The 21176-nt window shown below is 63.8% G+C and carries 20 protein-coding genes and 1 tRNA gene; 18 read left to right on the forward strand and 3 right to left on the reverse strand.

What is annotated here, in order from left to right; all coding sequences use genetic code 11:
* Nucleotides 1-5: 5 nt before the first annotated feature.
* From I6F37_RS03575 to I6F37_RS03645, 15 genes are all read left to right on the forward strand, one after another.
* The gene (locus tag I6F37_RS03575; RefSeq protein ID WP_036010951.1) at nucleotides 6-965 is read left to right on the forward strand and encodes a transketolase family protein; all 960 of its coding nucleotides are present in this window, start codon (nucleotides 6-8) and stop codon (nucleotides 963-965) included.
* 8 nt (nucleotides 966-973) lie between these two features.
* Nucleotides 974-2080: a DegT/DnrJ/EryC1/StrS aminotransferase family protein gene (locus tag I6F37_RS03580; protein WP_036010948.1), complete on the forward strand. Its 1107-nt coding sequence runs from the start codon at nucleotides 974-976 to the stop codon at nucleotides 2078-2080.
* Nucleotides 2070-3188: a DegT/DnrJ/EryC1/StrS aminotransferase family protein gene (locus tag I6F37_RS03585; protein ID WP_036010945.1), complete on the forward strand. Its 1119-nt coding sequence runs from the start codon at nucleotides 2070-2072 to the stop codon at nucleotides 3186-3188. The genes I6F37_RS03580 and I6F37_RS03585 overlap by 11 nt, the downstream gene beginning before the upstream one ends.
* Nucleotides 3185-3991 carry a sporadic carbohydrate cluster 2OG-Fe(II) oxygenase gene (locus I6F37_RS03590; protein ID WP_025037016.1) on the forward strand — a complete coding sequence of 269 codons (807 nt, stop codon included), beginning with the start codon at nucleotides 3185-3187 and terminating at the stop codon, nucleotides 3989-3991. The genes I6F37_RS03585 and I6F37_RS03590 overlap by 4 nt, the downstream gene beginning before the upstream one ends.
* Nucleotides 3984-4376, forward strand: a complete 393-nt coding sequence (locus tag I6F37_RS03595; protein ID WP_036010940.1) for an LIC12192 family sporadic carbohydrate cluster protein — start codon at nucleotides 3984-3986, stop codon at nucleotides 4374-4376. Before I6F37_RS03590 ends, I6F37_RS03595 begins: the two co-directional genes overlap by 8 nt.
* 25 nt (nucleotides 4377-4401) lie before the next feature.
* Nucleotides 4402-5067: a class I SAM-dependent methyltransferase gene (locus I6F37_RS03600; protein WP_036027638.1), complete on the forward strand. Its 666-nt coding sequence runs from the start codon at nucleotides 4402-4404 to the stop codon at nucleotides 5065-5067.
* Complete coding sequence (locus I6F37_RS03605; RefSeq protein WP_050996026.1) at nucleotides 5045-5629, forward strand: WbuC family cupin fold metalloprotein; 585 nt, start codon at nucleotides 5045-5047, stop codon at nucleotides 5627-5629. Before I6F37_RS03600 ends, I6F37_RS03605 begins: the two co-directional genes overlap by 23 nt.
* Before the next feature lie 4 nt (nucleotides 5630-5633).
* Complete coding sequence (locus I6F37_RS03610; RefSeq protein WP_225150239.1) at nucleotides 5634-7394, forward strand: hypothetical protein; 1761 nt, start codon at nucleotides 5634-5636, stop codon at nucleotides 7392-7394.
* Nucleotides 7395-7634: 240 nt separating this feature from the next.
* Nucleotides 7635-9608 carry a hypothetical protein gene (locus I6F37_RS03615; protein ID WP_225150241.1) on the forward strand — a complete coding sequence of 658 codons (1974 nt, stop codon included), beginning with the start codon at nucleotides 7635-7637 and terminating at the stop codon, nucleotides 9606-9608.
* 244 nt (nucleotides 9609-9852) lie between these two features.
* Complete coding sequence (locus I6F37_RS45845; RefSeq protein ID WP_036010928.1) at nucleotides 9853-11058, forward strand: class I SAM-dependent methyltransferase; 1206 nt, start codon at nucleotides 9853-9855, stop codon at nucleotides 11056-11058.
* A gap of 9 nt (nucleotides 11059-11067) precedes the next feature.
* Nucleotides 11068-12273 carry a class I SAM-dependent methyltransferase gene (locus I6F37_RS03625; RefSeq protein ID WP_225139864.1) on the forward strand — a complete coding sequence of 402 codons (1206 nt, stop codon included), beginning with the start codon at nucleotides 11068-11070 and terminating at the stop codon, nucleotides 12271-12273.
* A gap of 3 nt (nucleotides 12274-12276) precedes the next feature.
* Complete coding sequence (locus tag I6F37_RS03630) at nucleotides 12277-13317, forward strand: Gfo/Idh/MocA family protein (RefSeq protein ID WP_225139863.1); 1041 nt, start codon at nucleotides 12277-12279, stop codon at nucleotides 13315-13317.
* A 159-nt stretch (nucleotides 13318-13476) separates the two neighbouring features.
* Nucleotides 13477-13983, forward strand: coding sequence for a hypothetical protein (locus I6F37_RS03635; protein ID WP_109143344.1), 507 nt, complete (start codon nucleotides 13477-13479; stop codon nucleotides 13981-13983).
* Between the two features lie 4 nt (nucleotides 13984-13987).
* Nucleotides 13988-14494, forward strand: coding sequence for a hypothetical protein (locus I6F37_RS03640; RefSeq protein ID WP_109143343.1), 507 nt, complete (start codon nucleotides 13988-13990; stop codon nucleotides 14492-14494).
* Nucleotides 14495-14632: 138 nt separating this feature from the next.
* The gene (locus I6F37_RS03645) at nucleotides 14633-15394 is read left to right on the forward strand and encodes a glycosyltransferase family 2 protein (RefSeq protein ID WP_036010911.1); all 762 of its coding nucleotides are present in this window, start codon (nucleotides 14633-14635) and stop codon (nucleotides 15392-15394) included.
* Between the two features lie 105 nt (nucleotides 15395-15499).
* Here I6F37_RS03645 and I6F37_RS03650 read toward each other — a convergent pair.
* A tRNA-Trp gene (locus I6F37_RS03650) sits at nucleotides 15500-15575 on the reverse strand.
* A 148-nt stretch (nucleotides 15576-15723) separates the two neighbouring features.
* Between I6F37_RS03650 and I6F37_RS03655 the strand changes: the two genes are divergently transcribed.
* Nucleotides 15724-16959: a serine hydrolase gene (locus I6F37_RS03655; RefSeq protein WP_225150243.1), complete on the forward strand. Its 1236-nt coding sequence runs from the start codon at nucleotides 15724-15726 to the stop codon at nucleotides 16957-16959.
* 191 nt (nucleotides 16960-17150) lie between these two features.
* Here the strand turns inward: I6F37_RS03655 and I6F37_RS03660 are convergent, their stop codons facing one another.
* Nucleotides 17151-17918 carry an SDR family NAD(P)-dependent oxidoreductase gene (locus I6F37_RS03660; RefSeq protein ID WP_036010906.1) on the reverse strand — a complete coding sequence of 256 codons (768 nt, stop codon included), beginning with the start codon at nucleotides 17916-17918 and terminating at the stop codon, nucleotides 17151-17153.
* A gap of 34 nt (nucleotides 17919-17952) precedes the next feature.
* A complete protein-coding gene (locus I6F37_RS03665; RefSeq protein WP_225150245.1) occupies nucleotides 17953-18651 on the reverse strand; it encodes a histidine phosphatase family protein in 699 nt (232 codons plus the stop codon).
* 133 nt (nucleotides 18652-18784) lie between these two features.
* Between I6F37_RS03665 and I6F37_RS03670 the strand changes: the two genes are divergently transcribed.
* Together I6F37_RS03670 and argE are read left to right on the forward strand one after the other, a co-directional pair.
* On the forward strand, nucleotides 18785-19570 hold the full coding sequence (locus I6F37_RS03670; RefSeq protein ID WP_036027664.1) for an SDR family NAD(P)-dependent oxidoreductase: 786 nt from the start codon (nucleotides 18785-18787) through the stop codon (nucleotides 19568-19570).
* A gap of 400 nt (nucleotides 19571-19970) precedes the next feature.
* Nucleotides 19971-21143 carry an acetylornithine deacetylase gene (gene argE, locus I6F37_RS03675; protein WP_225150247.1) on the forward strand — a complete coding sequence of 391 codons (1173 nt, stop codon included), beginning with the start codon at nucleotides 19971-19973 and terminating at the stop codon, nucleotides 21141-21143.
* Nucleotides 21144-21176 lie beyond the last annotated feature (33 nt).

Genomic DNA, 21176 nt, shown 5'->3' on the forward strand with positions numbered 1-21176 from the left:
TCCCCATGCGCAACACCGCGATGAACATGGTCCACAAGCTCGCCGCGCGCGACGAGCGTGTGCTTTACATCGGCTCCGATCCGGGTGCCGGCACGCTGCGCGCGATGAGCAAGGAGTTTCCCAAGCGCCACCTGATCGAGGGCATCTCGGAAGCGCATATCATCGGCATGTCGGCCGGTCTCGCGATGGAGGGCTTCGTGCCTTACGTCAACACCATCGCGACCTTCCTCACCCGCCGCTGCTACGAGCAGGTCGCGGTCGATCTCTGCCTGCACAATCTGCCGGTACGGCTGATCGCCAATGGCGGCGGCCTCGTCTATGCGCCGCTCGGTCCCACGCACCAGGCGATCGAGGACATCGCCATCATGCGGGCGCTGCCCAACATGACGGTGATCTGCCCGTGCGACGCCGACGAGGCTGCGCGCATGATGGAGCAGACGCTGGATTGGAAGGGCCCGATCTACATCCGGCTCGGCAAGGGCGGCGATGCCATCGTGTCCAAGGCCGAGCACGGCTTCGAGATCGGCAAAGCCATCCTGATGCGGCCGCCCGGCGACGTCCTCATGGTGACCACCGGCATCATGCTCCAGCGCGCCCTCGCCGCAGCCGACCTGCTGGCCGCGCAAGGCATTCGCGCCGGCATCCTGCACATGCATACCGTGAAGCCGCTCGATACCGCAGCGCTGCTGCAGGCGATCCGCGGCACCAGGCTCGTGGCCACGCTGGAGGAGCACGTGCCCTCCGGCGGCCTCGGCAGCGCGGTCGCGGAGGCGCTGATCGACAAGCTCGGCTCCGGTTTCCCTGCGATGCTGCGGCTGTCGCTGCCCGACCGCTTCATGCACAATTACGGCTCTCAGGACTCGCTGCTGAAGAAGCACGGGCTCTCCGCCGGCGCCATTGCGACCTCGATCGAGCATGCGCTCGCGGCGTCGCACACCCCCTCACCTCAACTTCATTCCACCTGACGGGTCACATGTACGACGTTCGATATTCCTATCTGCTCGAGCAATTCGCGGATCCCGCACCGATACTCGCCGAGATTGGCCGGCTGGTTGCGACCGGTGACTTCACCCTTGGCAAGCCCGTCGCCGAGTTCGAGAAGCGCTTCGCCGAATTGATCGGCGTCCGGCACGCCATCGGCGTCGGATCCGGCACCGACGCGCTCAAGCTGCCGCTCAAGGCGCTCGGCATCGGTCATGGCGACGAGGTCATCACCGCCGCGAACACCTTCATCGCCACGGTCGGCGCGATCGCGGAAACCGGCGCGACGCCGGTTCTTGTCGATTGCGACGATTCCTTCTGCATGAACGTGGACCAGGTCGAGGCTGCCATCAACGGGAAGACCAAGGCGATCATGCCGGTCCAGTTGACCGGCGAGGTCACCGACATGGGCAAGCTGATGCCGATCGCGCAGCGCCACAACCTGCCTGTGGTCGAGGACGCCTGCCAGGGCATCCTGTCGGAGTTCGCGGGAAAACGCTCCGGCACCCACGGCATCGCGGCCGGCTTCTCGCTGCATCCGCTCAAGAACCTCAACGTCTGGGGCGATGCCGGCGTCGTCGTCACCAATGACGACGGCATGAACGAAAAGCTCCGCCTGATCCGCAACCACGGCATGAAGAACCGCGACGAGATCGCGATCCTCGGCTGCAACTCGCGGCTCGATTCCCTGCAGGCCGTGGTCGGCAACTGGCTGATCGGCCAGACCAGCGAGATCACGCGCCGCAGAATCGAAAATGCGGCCTACTACGATGCGGGTCTCGCCGGCCTGCCCGGCCTGCGCGTCCCGCCGCGCCGTCCCAACGTGAAGCACGTCTACCATCTCTACATGGTGTTCGCCGAACGTCGCGACGAGCTCTACAAATATTGCCTGGACAACGGCATCGAGGCCAAGATCCACTATCCGATCCCGCTGTATCAGCAGGAAGGCCTGAAGCATCTCGGCTACGCGCCGGGCACGTTTCCGGTCACCGACCGCCACGCCAAGGAAGTCATCAGCTTCCCGGTCGACCAGCACCTGACGCGCGCCCAGCAGGACCGCGTCATTGAGACCGTCAGGAAGTTCTGCCATGGACGCTGACACCGGCCGCCGGCGCATCGGCTACGTCAATCTTCCTGCGCAGTTCGAGGAAGAGCGCGCCGAGATCCTGCAGGCGGTCGAGGGCGTGTTCCAGCGCGGCGACTTCATCGGCGGGGCGGCGGTCGGAAGGCTCGAGGAGGAATTGTCCGCCTATCTCGGCTCGCCGCATGTGGTGACGCTGAATTCGGGCACCGACGCGCTGATCCTCGCCATGCGGGCGCTCGACATCGGTCCCGGCGACGAGGTGATCACGCCGCCGAATTCGTTCGTGGCATCGACCGCCGCGATCATCGCGGTCGGCGCCACGCCGGTGTTTGCGGACGTGCTGCCGGACCAGAACATCGATCCGGCCGCGGTCGAGGCCGCCGTCACGCCGCGGACCAAGGCGATCATGCCGGTGCATCTGACCGGACGCATGGCCGACATGGCTCCGCTGATGGCGATCGCTGCCAAGCACGCGCTCGCCGTGATCGAGGACAGCGCCCAGGCGGTCGGTTCGACCTATGACGGCCGGATGAGCGGCACCATCGGCACCTTCGGCTGCTTCTCCGCCCACCCCTTGAAGAATCTCAATGCCGCCGGAGATGCCGGCTTCCTCGTCACTGCCGACGCCGAGCTTGCCGCAAGAATCCGACGGCTGCGCAATCACGGCCTGATCAACCGCAGCGACGTCCAGGAATGGGGGATCGTGTCGCGGCTCGACACGCTCCAGGCCGAGGTGCTGCGCATCCGCCTGCGCCACCTTCCTTCCGTGATCGAACGCCGGCGGCGCAACGCCGCGCAATACCGCGCCGAGCTCGCCGGCCTGCCCCTGTTCATTCCGCCCTGCCGGAACATCGAGTTCAACACCTTCCACACTTTCGTGGTGCAGACCGAGCGTCGCAACGACTTCCAGAAATATCTTGCCGACAAAGGCATCGAGACCGCGATCCATTATCCGGTCCCGATCCACCTGCAGCCGGCAGCAGCGCATCTCGGCCATGGCCGCGGCGCGTTCCCGGTGACGGAACGGCAGGCGGACCAGATCCTCACGCTTCCCATCAACCAGTTCCTGTCGGCCGCCGACATCAGCTATATTTGCGCGACCGCCCGGGAGTATTTTGCATGACGGACACGGACTTCCTGCACGCCGACGAGCAGGCGCTGGCGCAGCGTTTCATCGACGATGGCTTCGTCACCACCCCGGCCGACGATCGCGCCGGGCTCGACCGGATCCAGCGCCGTGCTGCCGAGCTCGCGGCGGACTATCTGAAGCTGCCGCACAGCAACGATCCCTACGCGATGCTCGACACCATCCACACGCGGGTGAGCGTCGATGATCTCAACGGCCTGCGGCTGCACGTCTTCAACGGCCTCAACGCCGAGCCCTGGTTCCGGCCGACCTATTTCCGCCTGGCGCGCTCGACGATCGAGACCATCGTCGGCAACGAGCTCTGCATGCAGCGCCGCGTCAATCTCAGCATCCAGCTTCCCGGCGACAGCTCCTCGCTGCTCGCCACCCATTCCGACGTCTGGTCGGGCGACTCGCCGTTCGAGGTCGTGGTGTGGGTGCCCCTGGTCGATGTCCACCGCACCAAGTCGATGTATCTGCTGCCGCCGTCCCTGAACGGCGAGATGCAGGACCGGATGGCGGCCTTGCGCAGCGCCGAAGAGCTCTACAAGACCATCAAGCCGCACGCGACCTTCATCGAGATTCCCTACGGTCACGTCATGCTGTTCAACCAGACCCTGATGCACGGCAATCGCGTCAACGAGGAAGCCGGCACGCGCTGGAGCATGAACTGCCGCTTCAAGAGCATCATGTCGCCCTACGCGGACAAGCGCTTCGGCGAGTTCTTCGAGCCGATCCTGCTGCGCCCCGCAACCCGGGTCGGGATGCAGTACAAGCTGCCGGGAGGCTTCCATGGCTGAGCGAGCCGGCCATCGCGGCTATATCGGCGCCAGGCCGCTGAACGGCAGCCGCACCCCGCAGCACGTCCAGAACATCGTGATCCGCGACTATGCGCGGCGCAAGAACCTGCACTATCTGTTGAGCGCCGCCGAGCACACCATGCCCGGCAGCTACATGGTGCTGGAAGACATCCTGGACGAGCTGCCGCAGCTGCGTGGCCTGATCCTCTACAGCATCTTCATGCTGCCGCCCGACGAGGCTCGGCGGCGGCAGATCTACGACCGCGTGCTGCGCGAGGGCTGCGATCTCCATGCAGCGGTCGAGGAGATCACGCTGGCGTCTCAGAAGGACATCCAGGCCGTCGAGGACATCCTGCTCGTCAACAGGTTCGCGACTATCCTGTGATGATGCCGCGGACCGGTTGGCCCCCATGACCGAGATCAACCTGCTCCAGCCGATGCACGCATCGACGAGGCGGGACTACGTCCAGCGCGTGGTCGAGCACGACAAGGCGGAATCCGCCACTGTGGCGCGGCAATGGGGACGCGACTATTGGGACGGCGACCGGCGCTACGGCTACGGCGGCTATCGCTATGACGGACGGTGGCGCCCGCTCGCCCAGACCCTGATCGATCGCTACGGCATCAAACCGGGCATGAGCGTACTCGACGTCGGCTGCGGCAAGGGCTACCTGCTCTATGAGTTCACCCAGCTCGTCCCCGATCTCAGGATCGCCGGCATCGACATCTCCGAGTATGGCATCGCCAACGCCAAGGAGGAGGTGCGGCCGCATTTGAAGGTCGGCAGCGCCGTCGAGCTCCCCTACCCCGACCACAGCTTCGACCTCGTCGTTTCGCTCGGCGTGCTGCACAACCTTCCGCTCGAGGACGTGTTCCGCGCGGTGCCCGAGATCGAGCGCGTCGGACGCGGCACCTCGAAATATCTGATGGTCGAATCCTTCCGCAACGAGCGCGAGAAGGCCAATCTGCTTTACTGGCAGCTCACCTGCCTGAGCTTCCACGGCCCGCAAACATGGGCCTGGATCTACGACAAATGCGGGTATCGGGGCGACCATGGGTTCATCTTCTTCGAATGAGGCAGGCCTGCACCGGCCGACCTCGTTGCGCGCGCAAAATCCGGAAGTGTACTATTCGGACGATGCCATCGTCACCGCGGACGATGCCACGATCGCGGAGCTGAAGCGCATCGCCGCCGGCAACCCGCGCCTGCGCAGTCGGCTGTGCACGCATCCCGATCCTTCGTCCGGACTGCACGAGATGCTGATCGTGCACCATCGCGAAGCCTATGTGCGGCCGCACAAGCACCTTGGCAAACCTGAATCGTTCCACGTGATCGAGGGGACCGCGCAGGTCGTGATCTTCGAGGACGACGGCGGCATTCGCGAGGTGCTCGAGATGGCGCCCTACGGTCAGGGCAAACGCTGCTATTATCGCATGCCGGAACAGGTCTTCCACTCGATCCTGATCACCTCGGAATGGCTGGTATTTCACGAAACCACCGCCGGCCCGTTCGATCCTTCGCGCACGGCATTTCCCGACTGGGCGCCTGATGGCAGCGACGCTGCCGCGGTGCAGGACTACGTCACAAGAATTGGTAGGCTCGCCGCGGAGCATCTGAACAAACGAGGCAAAGCCTAGGACCATGGTCACCCCCGTCGGTTTCGACGATGCTCGCACGAATGTAGATCCGAAAGCTGCGGCTCTCCGACAACGGGAGCGGGCGGGCATTGGATACGTCTACGTCGCTCTGGTTCTCGCCTTTGTTACGGCCGTGCCCGCGCTGTTCGCGCGTGAGGTCTTCGGCGACGATTGGACGGTGTACTACATCTATTGGACTCAAGGTGCCGCTGGCGTCGCTCGCGTGCTGTGGGAGTCGGCACACGCCGGCTTCGCAATCCCGATGACGCTGTTTGTGGCGCTTTTGAACGATACTCCCGATGTCTCTGCGCGGCTCGCGGGACTAGCCTGCCATCTGGTCAACGGCGTGTTGCTTCACTCCGTCCTGTCGCGATCATCCTATACGAGACGGATCGCCGGTCTTGTCACGGCTCTGTTCCTGCTCAGCCCGTTCTATGCAATTCGCCTGACACTCAACGCGGTCTACGACTTCTTCCTGCTCTTCTATCTGCTGTCCTACGAGCTGTCCTATTCGAAGGTGCGGGCGCTTCGATGGAGCGCACCTTTTTGTCTGTTATTCGCGTTGTCGCTCGAGACTCTGATCGCCCTCGAACCGGTTCGCGTCGTGCTCACCTGGTCTGGTCCCGAGCGGTGGAGGCAGAAACTCGCGCGTCTTGTACCGTTCTGGCTGGCCGTTGCAGCCATGATCGTTCTGCGACTGACAATTCTGGGGAAGAGCGGCCACTACGCCGGACAATACAGTTTCGCGAACGATTTCTCGATCATAGCCAATGCGCTCTATGCGCACCTCATGGCCTTCCCGAGCGGCCTGAGCTACGCATATTCTCACGGGGTTGCGCTGCTGGGGCTTCCTGTTTCCGCGGCAGTGACATTGGCCACGATCGCCGTCTTTGCCCGGTTCTCATCGACAGCATTGTGGACGCCCTGGCTGCTGAACGGCCGCTCGACCACGAATGCGATGCTTCTGCTGCTGGTGCTGGGAGCCGCGATTGCCCTCATCGGCGCGCTGCCCTACGCTCTTACCGGAATTTATGGCGACGTGACGCGGGGCGAGTCCAGGCTACTCTTTCCCTCGCAGTTCGGCGTCTTGATCCTGATGGCGACCGTTGTGCAGGCGATTCCGGGATCGCGCGTCCGCGCAGCCGTCGCGGGGGGCTTGGTCGCGATCTTCGCCTTGTCGTCGGCTCACGATTCCAAATGGCTGCTCTACGACGGGTTGCTCAGCAGCGACATGCTGCGGCAAGTCCGAGCAGCCTTGCTCGCGGACCCCGAGCCAAAGGTCGTTAAGCTCCAGTTCGAGAACTCGCACGTCTTCTCGTTCCGCTCACGATGCCTCGGCGGCAATGACATGAACGTGGCACAGACGATCCTGCGGGATGAAAATCGCGAGCGGTCGTTTATCTACACGGACTACTGCGGGGATTTTACTGATCCTCATTTCGTTGTGAACGGCAACTGCCCGGTTTCCTACCTCGAGACCTTTCCTTGCCCACCCCGTCGCGAGACCTGGCGCTATCGCGCCGCCCCGGGAATTCCACGACCCGACGACATTGGATTCATCGAGCTTCTGACGGCGACCCTCGGAAATAACTCCTCGGCCACGGAGGGCCGCGGTGAACTGATGCAGTTGAAGAATGGAGAGCCGGCCCCTGTGGCGAGAGCCGAGTATCGGCCGCCTTGCAATCGGCCTGGCGTCCGAGGCGCAGCCTGGTTGCTGGCGCTGCCGGCCCCGGCATGTGAAGGTGCTGCCTCTGGAGTTCGCTAGAGCATGCGTCAGCCATGGAGGGTTCCAGCGCCCATCGTCCAGACACAAACATTGCCATGCCGGAGGCAACCACGGGCTTCGCGGGATTGTTCAGGGAACGCTGTGGTGGTAGAAGCGCCTCGCAACGGGAAGTTCAGGCAATTGGGGACTGGACGTGATTTCAGAGAAAGTTAGATTTTCCGCTGTGTTCGACGCAGCCTCCTCCCCGACTTCGATCGTAGCTAGCCTCGAGACCTCCTAGTGGAGTACACAAGGGAATTCTCGATCGCCGCCAGAGCTGTTGTGGCCGCCCTGCTGGGATGCGCCGTCGCCTACGTGGTGCTGCTGCTGGTGAAAAATCACCTTCCGTCATTTCAATCAAATTTCGTCGAAGGCTTCGACATGGCCTTGGCAGACAGGAATTGCGATTTCTGCAAGAAGGCGTTCTACGGCTCGTTCTTCCTGTCCGGGCCGATTGCGGCAGCAGCGGCATTGTACGCGACGTATCGATCATCGGGCTCGCTCGCACTGAGCGCCATCACGGCGAGCTTCGTCTATCTTGCCCTCGGCGCTGCCAACGATTGGAGGAGCCCCGGGATCGCGATCGCCCTGCTGGCGGTCGCCGCTATCACCGTCGCGCTCAATCGAGACGCCAACAATTACCTTCCTGCTGCAAAACCCTCGACCGACACCCGGTTCAGCGTGGGGTCCGGCGATCTGCTCGCGATCATATTCCTCGCTCTGCTGCTGATCCCCTCCGACCTCGAAGGCCTGACCGCGGCCGTGAGGGACGAAGCGCACAAGGTAAGTTACTTCATCGGTCCCGCGCTTTATGGCTACGCCCCCGGGCTCGTTCCCGGATTGGACTTCCATTCGCATTACGGCCCTGCGCTCGGCTGGTTCTTTCATCTCATCATGGGAGATGGCTGGAAATCGGCGGCGATGCGAGCGGTCGGATTGAACATCGCGGTCACGCTCGCGACCTACGTCCAGGCCTACTTTCTTCTGTATTACTTGATCCGCTCGAAGCTTGCCGCGATCGCCGTCATCACGGCGCTCGCCGTGCTGGCTTTCTCTACGACCGGCCAGTTCTACTCGCCATCTGCCTACCCGACGCGATTTCCGCTCTTGATCGTCTTTGCGCTCGCGATCAGCCTGCACTGCACCGCTCCCGGGCGCCTGACATGGCTAATCCTATCGGCCATCATGTGCGCCGTCTCGCTGCTCTGGCAGACCGAGATCGGGCTGTTCTTCCTTGTGACGGGTACCTTCGTCGCGGCGATCGCCGGAGGGTTTCCGAACTATCGCAATGCCCTCGTGTTCGCAGTCACATCGATAGGTGCCGCAATCCTGATGTGCCTGGTGCTGTTCGGCACGAGAGCCTTCTCCCTGGAGTTTCTGATCGAATGCTTTCGCCCGCTCGTACTCTACGGGACCGGGTGGGGAAGCACGCCCATCAAATGGGACTTGGGCTGGGGCATCATCTACAATCTGCCGCTCCAGATCGTCGGATGCATCACCGTCGGCTGGGCCGCGATCCGGCTGTCACGGCCCTCCGATTCTTGGCATGACCGGTTCGTGACCGGGATTCTGCTGACGCTGTCGATGATTGGCATGGCGCTGATGATCAAATGGGTCAACCGGACGCTGGACGCTGTCTGGCACCAGAACGCGTTGCCGCTGGTGATGGTCTCGGCCTGGTGGATCCGCCAGTTTTCAACGGGGTGGCAACCGTCGTTCCGAAGAACCGCCGGCGCCATAACGGCCGCTGCGACCGTTCTTGCGCTGCTGTTCGTCCAGGACAAGAACAATCCCCACCTCTACGGCCTGAGATCGTATGCAACTTATCCCAGCCTTCTGCGGTGGCCGTTCGTCTCGAGCCCGGCGGTCACGTGGCAGGAGGACCTGGATCAGATCACAGAGGCCGATGCGAAGTTCATCCAGGATAAAACCAGGCCAGACGAGAGGGTTCTGGTCATCGCCCTCAGGGATTGGGCCTATCTAGCCCAGGCCCATCGGGCGCCGATGGCCTATTTCATGCCGTTCCTGGTGTCCTTTGACGCGCGGTTCCTGGATCGCTCGATGAACCCGGCGGACCGGCTGTTCTACGACAGCATGGTTGAGCGCAGGCCGGAGTACCACCATGTTCAAGAGGTCATGAAGCGGATCAAGCGGGATTTCGTGGCCGTGGAGACCCGGGGTAATTTGACACTCTACGAGCGGCGGCGGCCTTGACGTCGACCGTGCTCGCAGCCGTCGCGCGCGTACATGGCCGGCCGCATCCACCTCCAATTGAGGGACGGCGGCACGTCTTGCAAGACCTATCCACGGCTGCTACCTGCTTTGGCCGAGAACGCACAGGCCGGAGGAATGCCCCGCGTAACCCGGTTATGATGTATCCGGGAACGTCTCGTTGCCGGCCACGCCGGTTTCCATTGAAGGTCGCCTCGTCAGACCTGCTCAAATGCGAGAATAATCAGTGACCGATCATTGCCGCCTCTGCCATTCGACCAACCTGCGACCGGTCATCGACCTCGGGCAAATGCCAATCGCGCATCGACTTCGGCGCAGCCGGAACGAGCAGGAGGAGCGGTATCCGTTCGAGGTCCTCGCCTGCGGCGACTGCGGCCTGCCGCAGATCGTCAAGCCGATTGATCCAGACATCCTCTATCGCCAGTTCAACTACAATTTCAGCAGCTGGAAGCCGGAGCCGCACCAGGTCGACGAGCTCGACACCATCGCGAAATTCTCGAAGCACCAATCCGTGTTCGAGATTGGATGCAACGACGGCCTGTTCATGGATAAGTTGCGCGAACGCGGCGCGAAGGTCTTGGTGGGTGTGGAGCCCAACCCCGTGTCGGGCAAGATCGCCCGCGAACGCGGCATCAAGGTCTATTCCGACATGATCAGCCCGGCCCTGTGTCACGACGCGGTCGCCCAGTCCGGCAAGTTCGATCTCGTGGTCTCGCGCCAGGTGCTGGAGCACATCGTCGATTTCGAGAACTTCTTCGACTGCGTGAAGATCGCGCTCAGCGACGACGGACTGCTGTTCATCGACGTGCCCGACTTTGATCCCGGTTCGACGGCGGGCGACCTCTCCGTGCTGTGGGAGGAGCACGTCAGCTACTTCACCGAGCCGACGCTACTCGCGCTCTTGGTCCGCCACGGCTTCGAGGCCGTCTCGGTGAAGAAATACAATTTCAGCGGCGGCAGCCTCGCGATCGCCGCCCGTCGTGCAACCCGCGACGTGACGCCGCCGCCTGCGCCCTCCGGCGTCGGCGAGAAATTCGGCCAGCGCGCAAGGGAGTACGGCGCGCGCCTGCGGCCGATCCTCGCCAAGGCCCGTGCGAACGGCGCCGAGATTGCCATCTACGGCGCGGGCTGCCGCGCCTGCACCTTCACCAACGCGCATGAGCTGGCGGAGCTCGTCGATCTCTCCGTAGACGACCAGAAGGAGCGCCAGGGGCTGTTCCTGCCCGGCACCGGCATACCGATCCGTTCGCCGGACGAACTCGCCGGCAAGTCGGAGCCGCTCGTCTGCCTTCTCGCCGTGAACCAGGAAAACGAAGCCAAGGTCAGCAGCCGGCTGCGCGAGAACGTGAAGCGGCCGCTGCACATCGTTTCGATTTTCGCGCCCTCCGACATCTGGAGCGAGCTCGACCGGCTCGAGGCGGCCTTGGGTTAGGGACGCGGCATGGCTGACGAGAAGCTCTTCAATTACTACGAACGTCAGGACGTCCTACCGACGTTCGGGAATTTCAAATCGGCCGCCGAACTCGATGCATATGCCAGCCAGCGGCGCGAGCTGTTTTCAGACAAGCTCGTGCTGCCGCCGCGGCTGTTCCGCGATGCGGAGTTGCTCGAATTCGGTCCAGATTCCGGTGAGAATGCGCTGGTGTTTGCCGGCTGGGGCGCGAACATGGCGCTCGCCGAACCGAACCGGCATGCGCATCCGAAAATTGAGGCCTATTTCGCGCATTTTGGCCTGAGCGAGCGCCTGCGCGAACTCGCGTTGGCCGATGTCGAGGGATTTCGCAGCGAGCGCCGCTACGACATCATCGATGCCGAAGGTTTCATTTACACCGTGCAGCCGACCGAAAATTGGCTCGGCGTTTTCCATCGGCTGCTCAATCCGGACGGTTTCGCCGTCGTGTCCTATTACGAGCGCTATGGCGGCTTCTTCGAGCTCGCGCTCAAGGCAATCCATGCCGCCGGCAAGGCTTTGTCAGGCCGTCCCGCACTCGAAACCGCGAAGACGCTTTTCGACGCGAAATGGAACAGCATTCCGCACACCCGCAGCTTCGAATCCTGGCTGATGGACGTGCTCGAGAACCCGTTCGTCCGGCATCGGTACTTCCTCGACGCAGCCGCCTTGTGCACGGCAGCGCATGAGCAGGGATTCGACATCCATTCGGCGTGGCCAGCCTATCGCGACAGCCTGGACGTCTACTGGCACAAGAAGGTTCTCTCCGCCGACGAGAAGCTGCGGCGTGCGGCGCGCCATCTCCACCGCAGCCGCCTCAGCTTCCTCGGCGGACGCAAGCTCTACCTGGTCGGCAAGGCCGATGCCGTGGCGGCGATTTCGGCATCGATCGAGACGCTGGTTCTCGACGTCGACGCGATGATCGACGCCCCCTTCGGCGAGAGCCTGCCGCGCGTGATCGCAAGCCTTGCGTCCTTACGCGAGGCGATCCGAACGACGGACATTCTCGCGGACGATGCTTCCGACATCGAAACCATCGTTGCGACGCTCGACAGTTTCCACCGCATCTTCGCCGCGATCGGGCGACGCGATGCGCCTGCGGTCACGGCCCTGACCCAGACAGATCCGGCATTCATCAACACCTGGGGACAGCCGGCGCATTTCCTCGTCATCCGGAAGCGCTTCAAGGGATCATAGCCAGTGAGGCCAGGCATTGGCATCATCGGAACGGGGATGGTCGGCCAGATGTGCCACCTCGCCAATTTCGTGGCCAATCCCGCCTGCCGCGTCGTCGCCATCGCCGATCTCCGGCCGGATCTCGCTGCCGCCGCAGCGCAGAAGTTCGGCATCTCGCAGGTCTACGGCACGCATCGGGAGCTGCTCGCGGACGCTGCGGTGTCCGCTGTCGTGGTCGTGACAAAGCGGCGAGCCACCGGTCCGATCGTGCTGGACGCGTTGAACAGCGGCCGCCACGTGCTGTCGGAGAAACCGATGGCCTATACGACGGCTCAGGCGACGTTGCTGGTCGAAGCGGCGCGGCAGCGAAACCTCGTCTACAGCGTCGGCTACATGAAGCGTCACGATGCCGGTGTGGCGCGCGCGCTCGATGTGCTGACGCGCTTGCGCAACGACCGATCGCTCGGACGCGTGGTCCGCGCCAAGGGCTGGTGCTTCGGCGGCGACACCGGCCGGTCGCGCGACAATTTCGTGATGACCGGCGAAACACGGCCGGACGGGATCGAACTCTGGAAGGACGGTCCCGACTGGATGCCGAGCACGATGCGGGCCGGCTACGACAACTTTCTGAACGTCTTCAGCCATATCATCAATCTGACGCGCTACCTGCTCGGATCATCGCCAACGCTCGCCGACAGCTCCGTCGAAACTTCGGGAGCCGCGCGCATCACCCTCGACTTCGACAGCATCGCTTGTACGCTGGATCTCGTGAACGGGTCCGAGGGAGCCTGGCGCGAGGGTCTGACGATCGATTTCGAGCGCGGCGCGGTGACCTTGAAACTGCCCCCGCCCTTTGCCGAGCAAGAGGCGGAGGTCATCGTCGAGCACGATGGTCAAAGCACGCATCTGACGGGTGAAAAGAGCTGGGCATTTCGGCGCCAGGCCGACGCCTTCGTTTCCGATATCGCCGAGGGACGCCCCCCCCTGGCCTCCGGCGCGGACTCGGTGACCGACATCTCACTGGCGGAGATGGTCTACAAGCGGCGGGCTGACGGCATCGCATGATGCGGAAGTTTGCGCAGCCAGCCGTTTCCATCGCGACACACGCGAGTCCGCGTGACAATCGCCAGTCAAAGGCGCCGGGCTGCCTTGACCTGAAAAATACGACCCCCTATAGACTTTCGCTCTGACTGGCCTGAGAGGCGTCCGGGACGATTTTCCGCAATGAACCTGCTACCGGGCCCGGCGCAAGCTGCTGCGATTGGTGTCAGCCTCGCCTTTCCACTGTTGTTGCTGCTTTACGCGCGCATCGCCGCCACCGGCGGAGCCGGCCGTCGCTTCCGGCTGGGCTGCATCAGCGTCGTCATCCTTTACGCCGTCGCCTGTATCGCCCTTCCAGGTCAGCGCCACGTCGGCGATGTGCTTGGCGGTCTCTTCCTGCTCGGGACCGCAATGATGCTCTGCTACATCCTGTTCAGCCTGCTGGCCTGGGGCTTCACGCTGACGCTGCTCACCGCACTCGTTCAGGCTGGACATCCTCTCACCCTGGAGCAATGGGCGAGAGCCTACATGCAAGGTGGAGATCTCGGCACCTTCACGCACAACCGCCTGAAGCTCCTGATCGGGGCCGGGATGGTCATCACGGCGGACGGCCGGCTTGCCCCCACCTCCAAGGGGGTTGCGGTAGCGCATCTCGTCAAGCTCGTTCGTCTGTCGACAGGCCTTGGGTGAGTCGATGTCCTTTGCTGTCGGACTTGCCGCCGTCGCCGTGTTCGCCCTGCTGGCGCCTGCCCTGCAATTCATGGCCCGCGCACGCGCTTGGCCGCTCGGACCCGTGACCCTGCTGGCGATTGCCACGGTTGTCTCGCACGGTCTCGGGGTGATGCTCGGAATTCTCTTCGTCCCGCAGCTTCAGTACTGGGACGCCGCGTCGATTTTCGGATTTTGCGTCATGGCTTACGTGTTCGCCTTTGGCGCCGTGTATAAATCGGTTTCGCTGGGCATCCTGCTCAGCCTCGTCGATCGCCCCGATCGCAGGGCACCGCTATCGGAGATCGCTGACGGGCAGGTTCCAGATCTGTTCCGCGGACGAATTGGGAACTTGGTCGATGGCGGCTTGGTGGAACGGACCGATTCGCACTTCGCGGCGACGGCGGCGGGCCGGAATATGGCAGGCCACGTCGGACGGCTGCGCCGCGCCTTCGGCATTGGCGACACCAGCCTCTATGATTTTTCCGACTAGTTGCGCGGAACACACACATCATAGGTTTCGCGCCGGTCTTGTGGGCATACCGGCGAGCCGCATTGTTCGCCCGGTTCAGATGACCTAGACTTGCATGGGGTCACCGGGACAGAGTGGCCCCGCCAACGGGCGCATACAATGACACCTTCCAGGGCGGCAAAAAGGCTTACGATCGTCATTCCTGCACTGAACGAGCAGGACAAGATCGCCGACACGATCGACGGCGTGCTGCCGCTCGCCCGCGACCTGCTCGACGATTTCGAGATCTTCCTGATCGACGACGGCAGCACCGATGCCACCGGCGCGATCATGGACGAGTTCGCAGCCGGCGAGCCGCGCATCATCGTGCATCACAATGCCGAACCGCGGGGTGTCGGTGCCGGCTTCGAATATGCGCTGTCGCGCGCGAAATTCGATGCCATCACGCTCATCCCCGGCGATCACGCCTTCCAGAACGAGGGTGTTGCCCGGATGTTCAAAGCGGCGGGCGCCGCCGACCTCGTCATCACCTATCGCGACAACCAGTCGGACCGCTCCGTCAACCGCTCGCTGCAGTCGCATTCGTTGCGGTTCATCCTGAACTGCCTGTTCGGCTTCTGGCTGTCCGACTATCACAGCATGATCGTCTATCCCGTGAAATGGCTGCGCCAGATCGCGGTCAAGGCCGACGGCTACGGCTACCAGATCTGTGCGCTGATCTCCCTGCTCCAGCTCGGCCTCACCTACGTCCAGGTTCCGGTGAGCCTGAACGCGGAGCTGAAGGGCTCGTCGCGCGCGCTGCGGCTGCGCACCTATCTCGAGCTCGGCGGGACCATCCTTTCCCTGCTGCGCCGCGTTCCCATCCGGAACGTCAACCTCAGGCAGATTCCCGCCGACGCGGAACGGACCCCGGCGCGCTAGGCCTCGCCGGACCACGACACGGCACCTCCAGCACAGCGGCTGCGAGAGCACGGGCGCGCGCGGGACGCCCTCCCGCCGCAATCTAGTCTAAGTGATTGATTTGGCTGGCAGGAGTGGCAGGGCTCGAACCTGCGACCCCCGGTTTTGGAGACCGGTGCTCTACCAATTGAGCTACACTCCTACGAACCCGCGTCGCCGCGGATCAGGGGCGCTTTCAAGCACAGAGAGCGGCCGGTTTGCAAGGGTGAACCGCGCCGGCTTCGCTTGTTTGTGCCGGGGGTTCTGGGCCACAGTCCATCGGCCATAACGAAAAACAATCGGGAGTGCCCATGACCGCTACAGCGACCGCCACTGCCGCCCCGCAGGCCGCAAACGCGCCCCACACCCCAGCTTTGCCGGAAGCGCGCCCAGAGACGCTCGGGCTGTCGCGGCCGCGGCTCCAGGCCATGTCGGACACCTTCAAGCGCGAAATCGACAAGGGAACCGTTCCCGGGGTCACCGTGCTGGTGGCGAGGCGCGGCCAAATCGGCTGGTTCGAGGCGCTCGGCAAGCAGAGCCCGGCAGGCGCGGCGCCCATGGCGCGCGATTCGATCTTCCGCATCTTCTCGATGACCAAGCCGATCGTCTCGGTCGGCATCATGACGTTGGTCGAGGACGGACAGCTCCTGCTCAGCGATGCCGTCGCAAAGTTCATACCGGAGTTCGCGAGCCAGCAGGTCGGCGCCGTCAAGGACGGCCGGTTGGAGCTGGTACCGCCGGCGCGGCCCATGACCGTGCAGGACCTGCTCCGCCACACCTCCGGCCTCACCTACGAGCACCAGGGCGACGGCCCCGTGCACAAGCTCTACCAGGAGTCCCGCGTCCGCAGCCGCAAGATCACCAACGCCGAACATGCCGCGCTGGTGGCGAGCTTCCCGCTCGTCTGCCAGCCCGGCGCGGAGTTCAACTACAGCCGCTCCACAGATATTTTGGGCCGCATCATCGAAGTCGTCAGCGGCAAATCGCTCGGCGCGTTCCTTACCGAGCGCGTGCTTGCGCCGCTCCAGATGGCCGAAACCGGCTTCTCGACAAGCCAAGCCAATGCCGGCCGCCTTGCCGAGCCGTTCGCGGCCGACCCGTGGACCGGCGACAAGGTCGCGCTGTTCAACATGCTCGAGCAGCCCGTGATGGAGTCCGGCGGCGGCGGCCTGGTCTCTACCACGATGGACTACGCCCGCTTCTGCCTCATGCTGCGCAATGGCGGCACGCTCGACGGCAACAGGATCATCGGCCGCAAGACCCTGGAGCTGATGGCCTCCGATCACCTCGGGCCAGGCGTGCCGACCAACGGCACGCTGCTATCGCCGGGTCATGGCTTCGGCCTCGGCTTTGCCGTGCGCCGCGAGGCCGGCATCGCGCCCTTCCCAGGCAGCGTCGGCCAGTATTTCTGGAGCGGCATTGCCGGCACGTTCTTCTGGATCGATCCGAAGGAGGATCTGTTCGCAGTGTTCATGAGCCAGGGGCCGGGACAGCGCGACCACACGCGGACCCTGGTGCGAGATCTGGTTTACGCGGCGGTGGAGTGAGGCCCTGCGCTTACGCGCGACGCCGTATCATCATCCGCACTGTCATGCCCCCGCGAAGGCGGGGCATCCAGTACGCCGCGGCGGTCATTCGTTCACACAACTGCGGCTGCGGGTACTGGATCGTCCGCCTTCGCGGGCGATGACCGCTGTGTATGGGTGGACTACGTGCCCTTTCCCTTCCGACAAACGCATCAACTGATCGTCGCGCCGCCGTCGATCACCATGGTCTGGCCGGTCATGAAGTCGCCGGCCTTCGAGCCCAGGAACACGGCAGCGCCGGCGATCTCGTCGGGGATGCCGATGCGCAACAGCGGCGAGCGCGAGGTCGAGGCTTTCAGGTTCTCCGGATTGTCCCACAGCGCCTTGGCGAAATCGGTCTTGATCAGGCCCGGCGCGATGCAGTTCACGCGAATGTTGTGCTGGCCGTATTCGCAGGCGAGATTGCGCGCGAGCTGCATGTCGGCGGCTTTCGAGATGGCGTAAGCGCCGAGGATGGTCGAGCCCTTGAGGCCGCCGATCGAGGAGACGATGATGATCGATCCGTCCTTGCGCTCGATCATCTGCGGCACCACCATCGAGATCAGCCAATTGTTGGCGACGATGTTGTTGTCGAGGATCTTCCTGAACTGATCGTCGGAGATGCCGGCGAGCGGGCCGTAATACGGATTCGATGCGGCGTTGCAGACCAGCACGTCGATCTTGCCGAAGGCGCGGTTGCTCTCGTCGACGAGGTTCTGCAGATTCTCTTTCGAGGAGATGTTGGCGGCGACCGCGACCGCGGTGCCCTTGCCGAATCTGTCGTTGATGCCTTTCGCCACCTGCTCGCACACGTCGGCCTTGCGCGAGGAGATCACCACCTTGGCGCCGTGCTCGGCCATGCGCTCGGCGATCGCAAGCCCGATGCCGCGCGTCGAGCCCGTGATGACGGCGACTTTCCCCTTCATGTCGAACAAGGTCATGTTTCTCTCCCAGATTTGATTTTCGTATTCATTATCAGGCCAGCTTCTTGACTTCCGGTCCCGCCGGCTGATGCATCGCCGCGTGCGCTGGATCGGCGATCCAAGGCTGCTGATTGACCATCGGCAGCCGCCAGACCGTGCGATCGGGACTCGCAAAATAATCCAGCCGCGTCACCGAGCAATTGTCGATGTCGAACGACAGCCCGCGTTCCGGCTGCCCGCCGAGCGCGAACCCCACTGCCGCCCTGATAGTGCCGCCATGCGCGACTGCGATGATGTCCTTCCCGGCCGCCTCGGCGTTGATCCGCTCGATGGTGCGGCGCGTGCGGTTGTACAGGTCCATGAAGCTTTCACCGCCGGGCGCGGGCTCGTTGATGTCGGCGAACCAGCTCGCACCGACGGGGCGGTTGGCAATGAACTGGGCGCGGTTCATGCCCTGCCAGCGGCCGAGGTTCTGCTCGGCGAGATCCGCCTCCCATTTCAGCGCTGCCGGCCTTGGAAAACCCGCAGCCCAGATCGCCTCGGCGGTCTGATGGGTGCGCATCAGATTGCTCGAATACCAGACCGCCTGGCGTGGCAGCACCTTGGCAACAGCATTGAACACATAAGTATCGCTGGTATCGCAGGCGATGTCGCTCTGCCCGTAGATGTTGCCGCCGTCGTTGCGCACCGGCGCGTGACGGACCCACCACCACCGCGTGATGACCACGTTCGGCTTGTCTGCACCTGCCATCGAAACCCTTCCATCCCGTCTATTGTCGCTGTACGTGAGTAGTGAACGCGTCTCAAGACACTTTGCCGTTTGAAATCTTGTTTGAAATTCCGTCGCGCGGCAAGCGTCGTGCACGAGCAAAAGGGAGAAACGCATGGGTCGCCTGCAAGGCAAATCCGTCATCATCACCGGCGCCGGCAGCGGCATCGGCCGCGCGGCTGCGCTGCTGTTCACCAAGGAGGGCGGCAAGTTGATCGCGGTCGATCGCACCGAGGCGGTGAAGGAGACGGTCGAGGAGATCAAGAAGGCCGGCGGCGTCGCGGAAGCGATGGTTGCGGATGCCGGTTCCGAACGAGACGTCATCGCTGTGATCGACAAGGCGGTGAAGACGCACGGCCGGCTCGACGTGATCTGGGCCAATGCCGGCGTCTCCGGCGGACTCGTTCCGCTCGCCGAGCAGACCGTCGAGCATTGGCAGGAAATCCTGCGCGTCAACCTGATCGGGCCGTTCCTCGCGGTGAAGTACGCAATGCCGCACATGGTCAAGCAGCAGTCCGGCGCGATCGTGCTGACCGCCTCTGTCGCCGGCCTCAAGGCCGGCGCGAGCGGGCATCCCTATGCCGCGAGCAAGGCCGGCGTGATCAGCCTGGTGCAGACCACGGCGTATTCGCTCACCGGCACCGGCGTGCGCATCAATGCGGTCTGCCCCGGCCTGATCGAAACAGGCATGACCAAGCCGATCTTCGACCGCGCCAAGGAGCGCGGCACCCAAGACAAGATCGGCCAGCTCAACCCGCTCAAGCGGCCGGGACAGCCGCACGAGCTCGCGGCGATGGGACTGTTCCTGGCGAGCGACGAGGCTTCGTATGTGAACGGCCAGGCGTTCCCGGTCGACGGCGGCTTGACGGCATCGATGCCGTATACGGGCAAGCCGGTTTAGTTCGCAGGTCGTGTCCCGGACGCGACGCAGCGCGCAAGCGGTGCGGCGCAGAGCCGGGACCCAGCAGGCTACGTCGCTCGCTGCTGCACGGGCCCCGGCTCTGCAGCGCATCGTCGAACCGGACGATGCTTCGCATCGCCGGGGAGACGCTGCGCAGCGTCCGGGCCACGAGACGTGAGTTTCAGGTACACAGCTGCCTCAACCCGTCATTGCGAGCGCAGCGAAGCAATCCAGAATCCCTCCGCGGAAAGACTATGGATTGCTTCGCTGCGCTCGCAATGACGGTCGTGTGGTGGGCAGCATCCGGGCTGCGGGGCTGTGTTGATTTGCTCGACCGGGGCTCACGTTGGTATGGTTCCTGCAGGCAACTCAGCCTCCATTCCCTGACAAGACCGAGACAATGCCAAGCTCAAGACCCGACCGTATCCGAAAACTCCTCGCCGACCTCGTCTCGTTCGACACCGTCAGCGACCGCACCAACCTGCCCCTGATTGCCCATATCGAGAGCTATCTCGCCGCGTTCGGCCTCAAGGGTGAGCGCATCGTCGACGAGACCGGCGAGAAGGCTTCGCTCTGGGTCACGATCGGGCCGGAGGATCGGCCGGGCTTCGTGCTGTCGGGCCATACCGATGTGGTGCCTGTCGTGGGCCAGGACTGGAGCCATGATCCGTTCAAGCTGGTGGAGCGTGACGGCAAGCTGTACGGCCGCGGCACCACGGACATGAAGGGCTATGTGGCGGTGTGCCTCGCCATGGTGCCGGAGATGGTGGAGGCGAGACTCAAGACGCCGATTCATCTGGCGATCTCCTATGACGAGGAGATCGGCTGCGTCGGCGTGCGGCCGATGCTGCACGAGGTCGCGAAGAAGAGGGTCCGGCCGCTCGGCGCATTCATCGGCGAGCCCACCCAGATGCAGGTCATCATCGGCCACAAGGGCAAGCACGGCGTGCGCGCCACATTCCACGGGCTTGCACGTCATTCCTCGATCGCGCCCGACGGCGTCAATGCGATCGAATATGCCGCCGAGCTGATCGTCGAGATCCGCCGCCGCGCAGTGGCGCTGGCGGCCGTGCGGTTGACGGACAGCCTCTACGACGTCCCGCATTCGACGCTGCTCACCAGCATCGTGCACGGCGGCGCAGCGCTGAACATCGTGCCTGATACCTGCACCGTGGATTTCGAATGCCGCGGCATCGGGATCACCGAGTCCAAGGAGGTGACCGATGCGATCGTCGCCTGGGCCAAGGCCGAGATTGAGCCGGCGATGAAGGCGAGACATCCCGATTGCGGCATCGATTTCGAGGAGATCCTCGACTATCCCGCGCTCGACACCGCCGCCGACGCCGCCATCGTCACGCTGGCCAAGAGCCTCGCAGGACGCAACGACCACGCCAAGGTCGCGTTCGGCACCGAGGCGAGCTTGTTCGCCGACATCGCCGACATTCCCTCCGTGGTGATCGGCCCGGGCTCGATCGCACAAGCGCATACGCCTGATGAGTTCGTGGAGATGGCGGAGCTGGAGAAATGCGCGGGGTTCGTGGAGCGGCTGATCGCGCATTGTGCGAAGGGGTAGCTCGTCATTGCGAGGAGCAAAGCGACGAAGCAA

The organism is Bradyrhizobium sp. NBAIM08 (assembly GCF_020193935.1).
Taxonomy (GTDB): Bacteria; Pseudomonadota; Alphaproteobacteria; order Rhizobiales; family Xanthobacteraceae; genus Bradyrhizobium; species Bradyrhizobium yuanmingense.

What these genes read in the sequence shown, in the direction of transcription:
- I6F37_RS03655 (WP_225150243.1), top strand. Translation starts at nt 15,724, where the DNA reads ATGACCGCTACAGCGACCGCCACTGCCGCCCCGCAGGCCGCAAACGCG.
- I6F37_RS03575 (WP_036010951.1), top strand. Translation starts at nt 6, where the DNA reads ATGCGCAACACCGCGATGAACATGGTCCACAAGCTCGCCGCGCGCGAC.
- I6F37_RS03580 (WP_036010948.1), top strand. Translation starts at nt 974, where the DNA reads ATGTACGACGTTCGATATTCCTATCTGCTCGAGCAATTCGCGGATCCC.
- I6F37_RS03610 (WP_225150239.1), top strand. Translation starts at nt 5,634, where the DNA reads ATGGTCACCCCCGTCGGTTTCGACGATGCTCGCACGAATGTAGATCCG.
- I6F37_RS03585 (WP_036010945.1), top strand. Translation starts at nt 2,070, where the DNA reads ATGGACGCTGACACCGGCCGCCGGCGCATCGGCTACGTCAATCTTCCT.
- I6F37_RS03645 (WP_036010911.1), top strand. Translation starts at nt 14,633, where the DNA reads ATGACACCTTCCAGGGCGGCAAAAAGGCTTACGATCGTCATTCCTGCA.
- I6F37_RS03660 (WP_036010906.1), bottom strand. Translation starts at nt 17,918, where the DNA reads ATGACCTTGTTCGACATGAAGGGGAAAGTCGCCGTCATCACGGGCTCG.
- I6F37_RS03640 (WP_109143343.1), top strand. Translation starts at nt 13,988, where the DNA reads ATGTCCTTTGCTGTCGGACTTGCCGCCGTCGCCGTGTTCGCCCTGCTG.
- I6F37_RS03625 (WP_225139864.1), top strand. Translation starts at nt 11,068, where the DNA reads ATGGCTGACGAGAAGCTCTTCAATTACTACGAACGTCAGGACGTCCTA.
- argE (WP_225150247.1), top strand. Translation starts at nt 19,971, where the DNA reads ATGCCAAGCTCAAGACCCGACCGTATCCGAAAACTCCTCGCCGACCTC.
- I6F37_RS03605 (WP_050996026.1), top strand. Translation starts at nt 5,045, where the DNA reads ATGGGTTCATCTTCTTCGAATGAGGCAGGCCTGCACCGGCCGACCTCG.
- I6F37_RS03590 (WP_025037016.1), top strand. Translation starts at nt 3,185, where the DNA reads ATGACGGACACGGACTTCCTGCACGCCGACGAGCAGGCGCTGGCGCAG.
- I6F37_RS03665 (WP_225150245.1), bottom strand. Translation starts at nt 18,651, where the DNA reads ATGGCAGGTGCAGACAAGCCGAACGTGGTCATCACGCGGTGGTGGTGG.
- I6F37_RS03595 (WP_036010940.1), top strand. Translation starts at nt 3,984, where the DNA reads ATGGCTGAGCGAGCCGGCCATCGCGGCTATATCGGCGCCAGGCCGCTG.
- I6F37_RS03635 (WP_109143344.1), top strand. Translation starts at nt 13,477, where the DNA reads ATGAACCTGCTACCGGGCCCGGCGCAAGCTGCTGCGATTGGTGTCAGC.
- I6F37_RS03670 (WP_036027664.1), top strand. Translation starts at nt 18,785, where the DNA reads ATGGGTCGCCTGCAAGGCAAATCCGTCATCATCACCGGCGCCGGCAGC.
- I6F37_RS03600 (WP_036027638.1), top strand. Translation starts at nt 4,402, where the DNA reads ATGACCGAGATCAACCTGCTCCAGCCGATGCACGCATCGACGAGGCGG.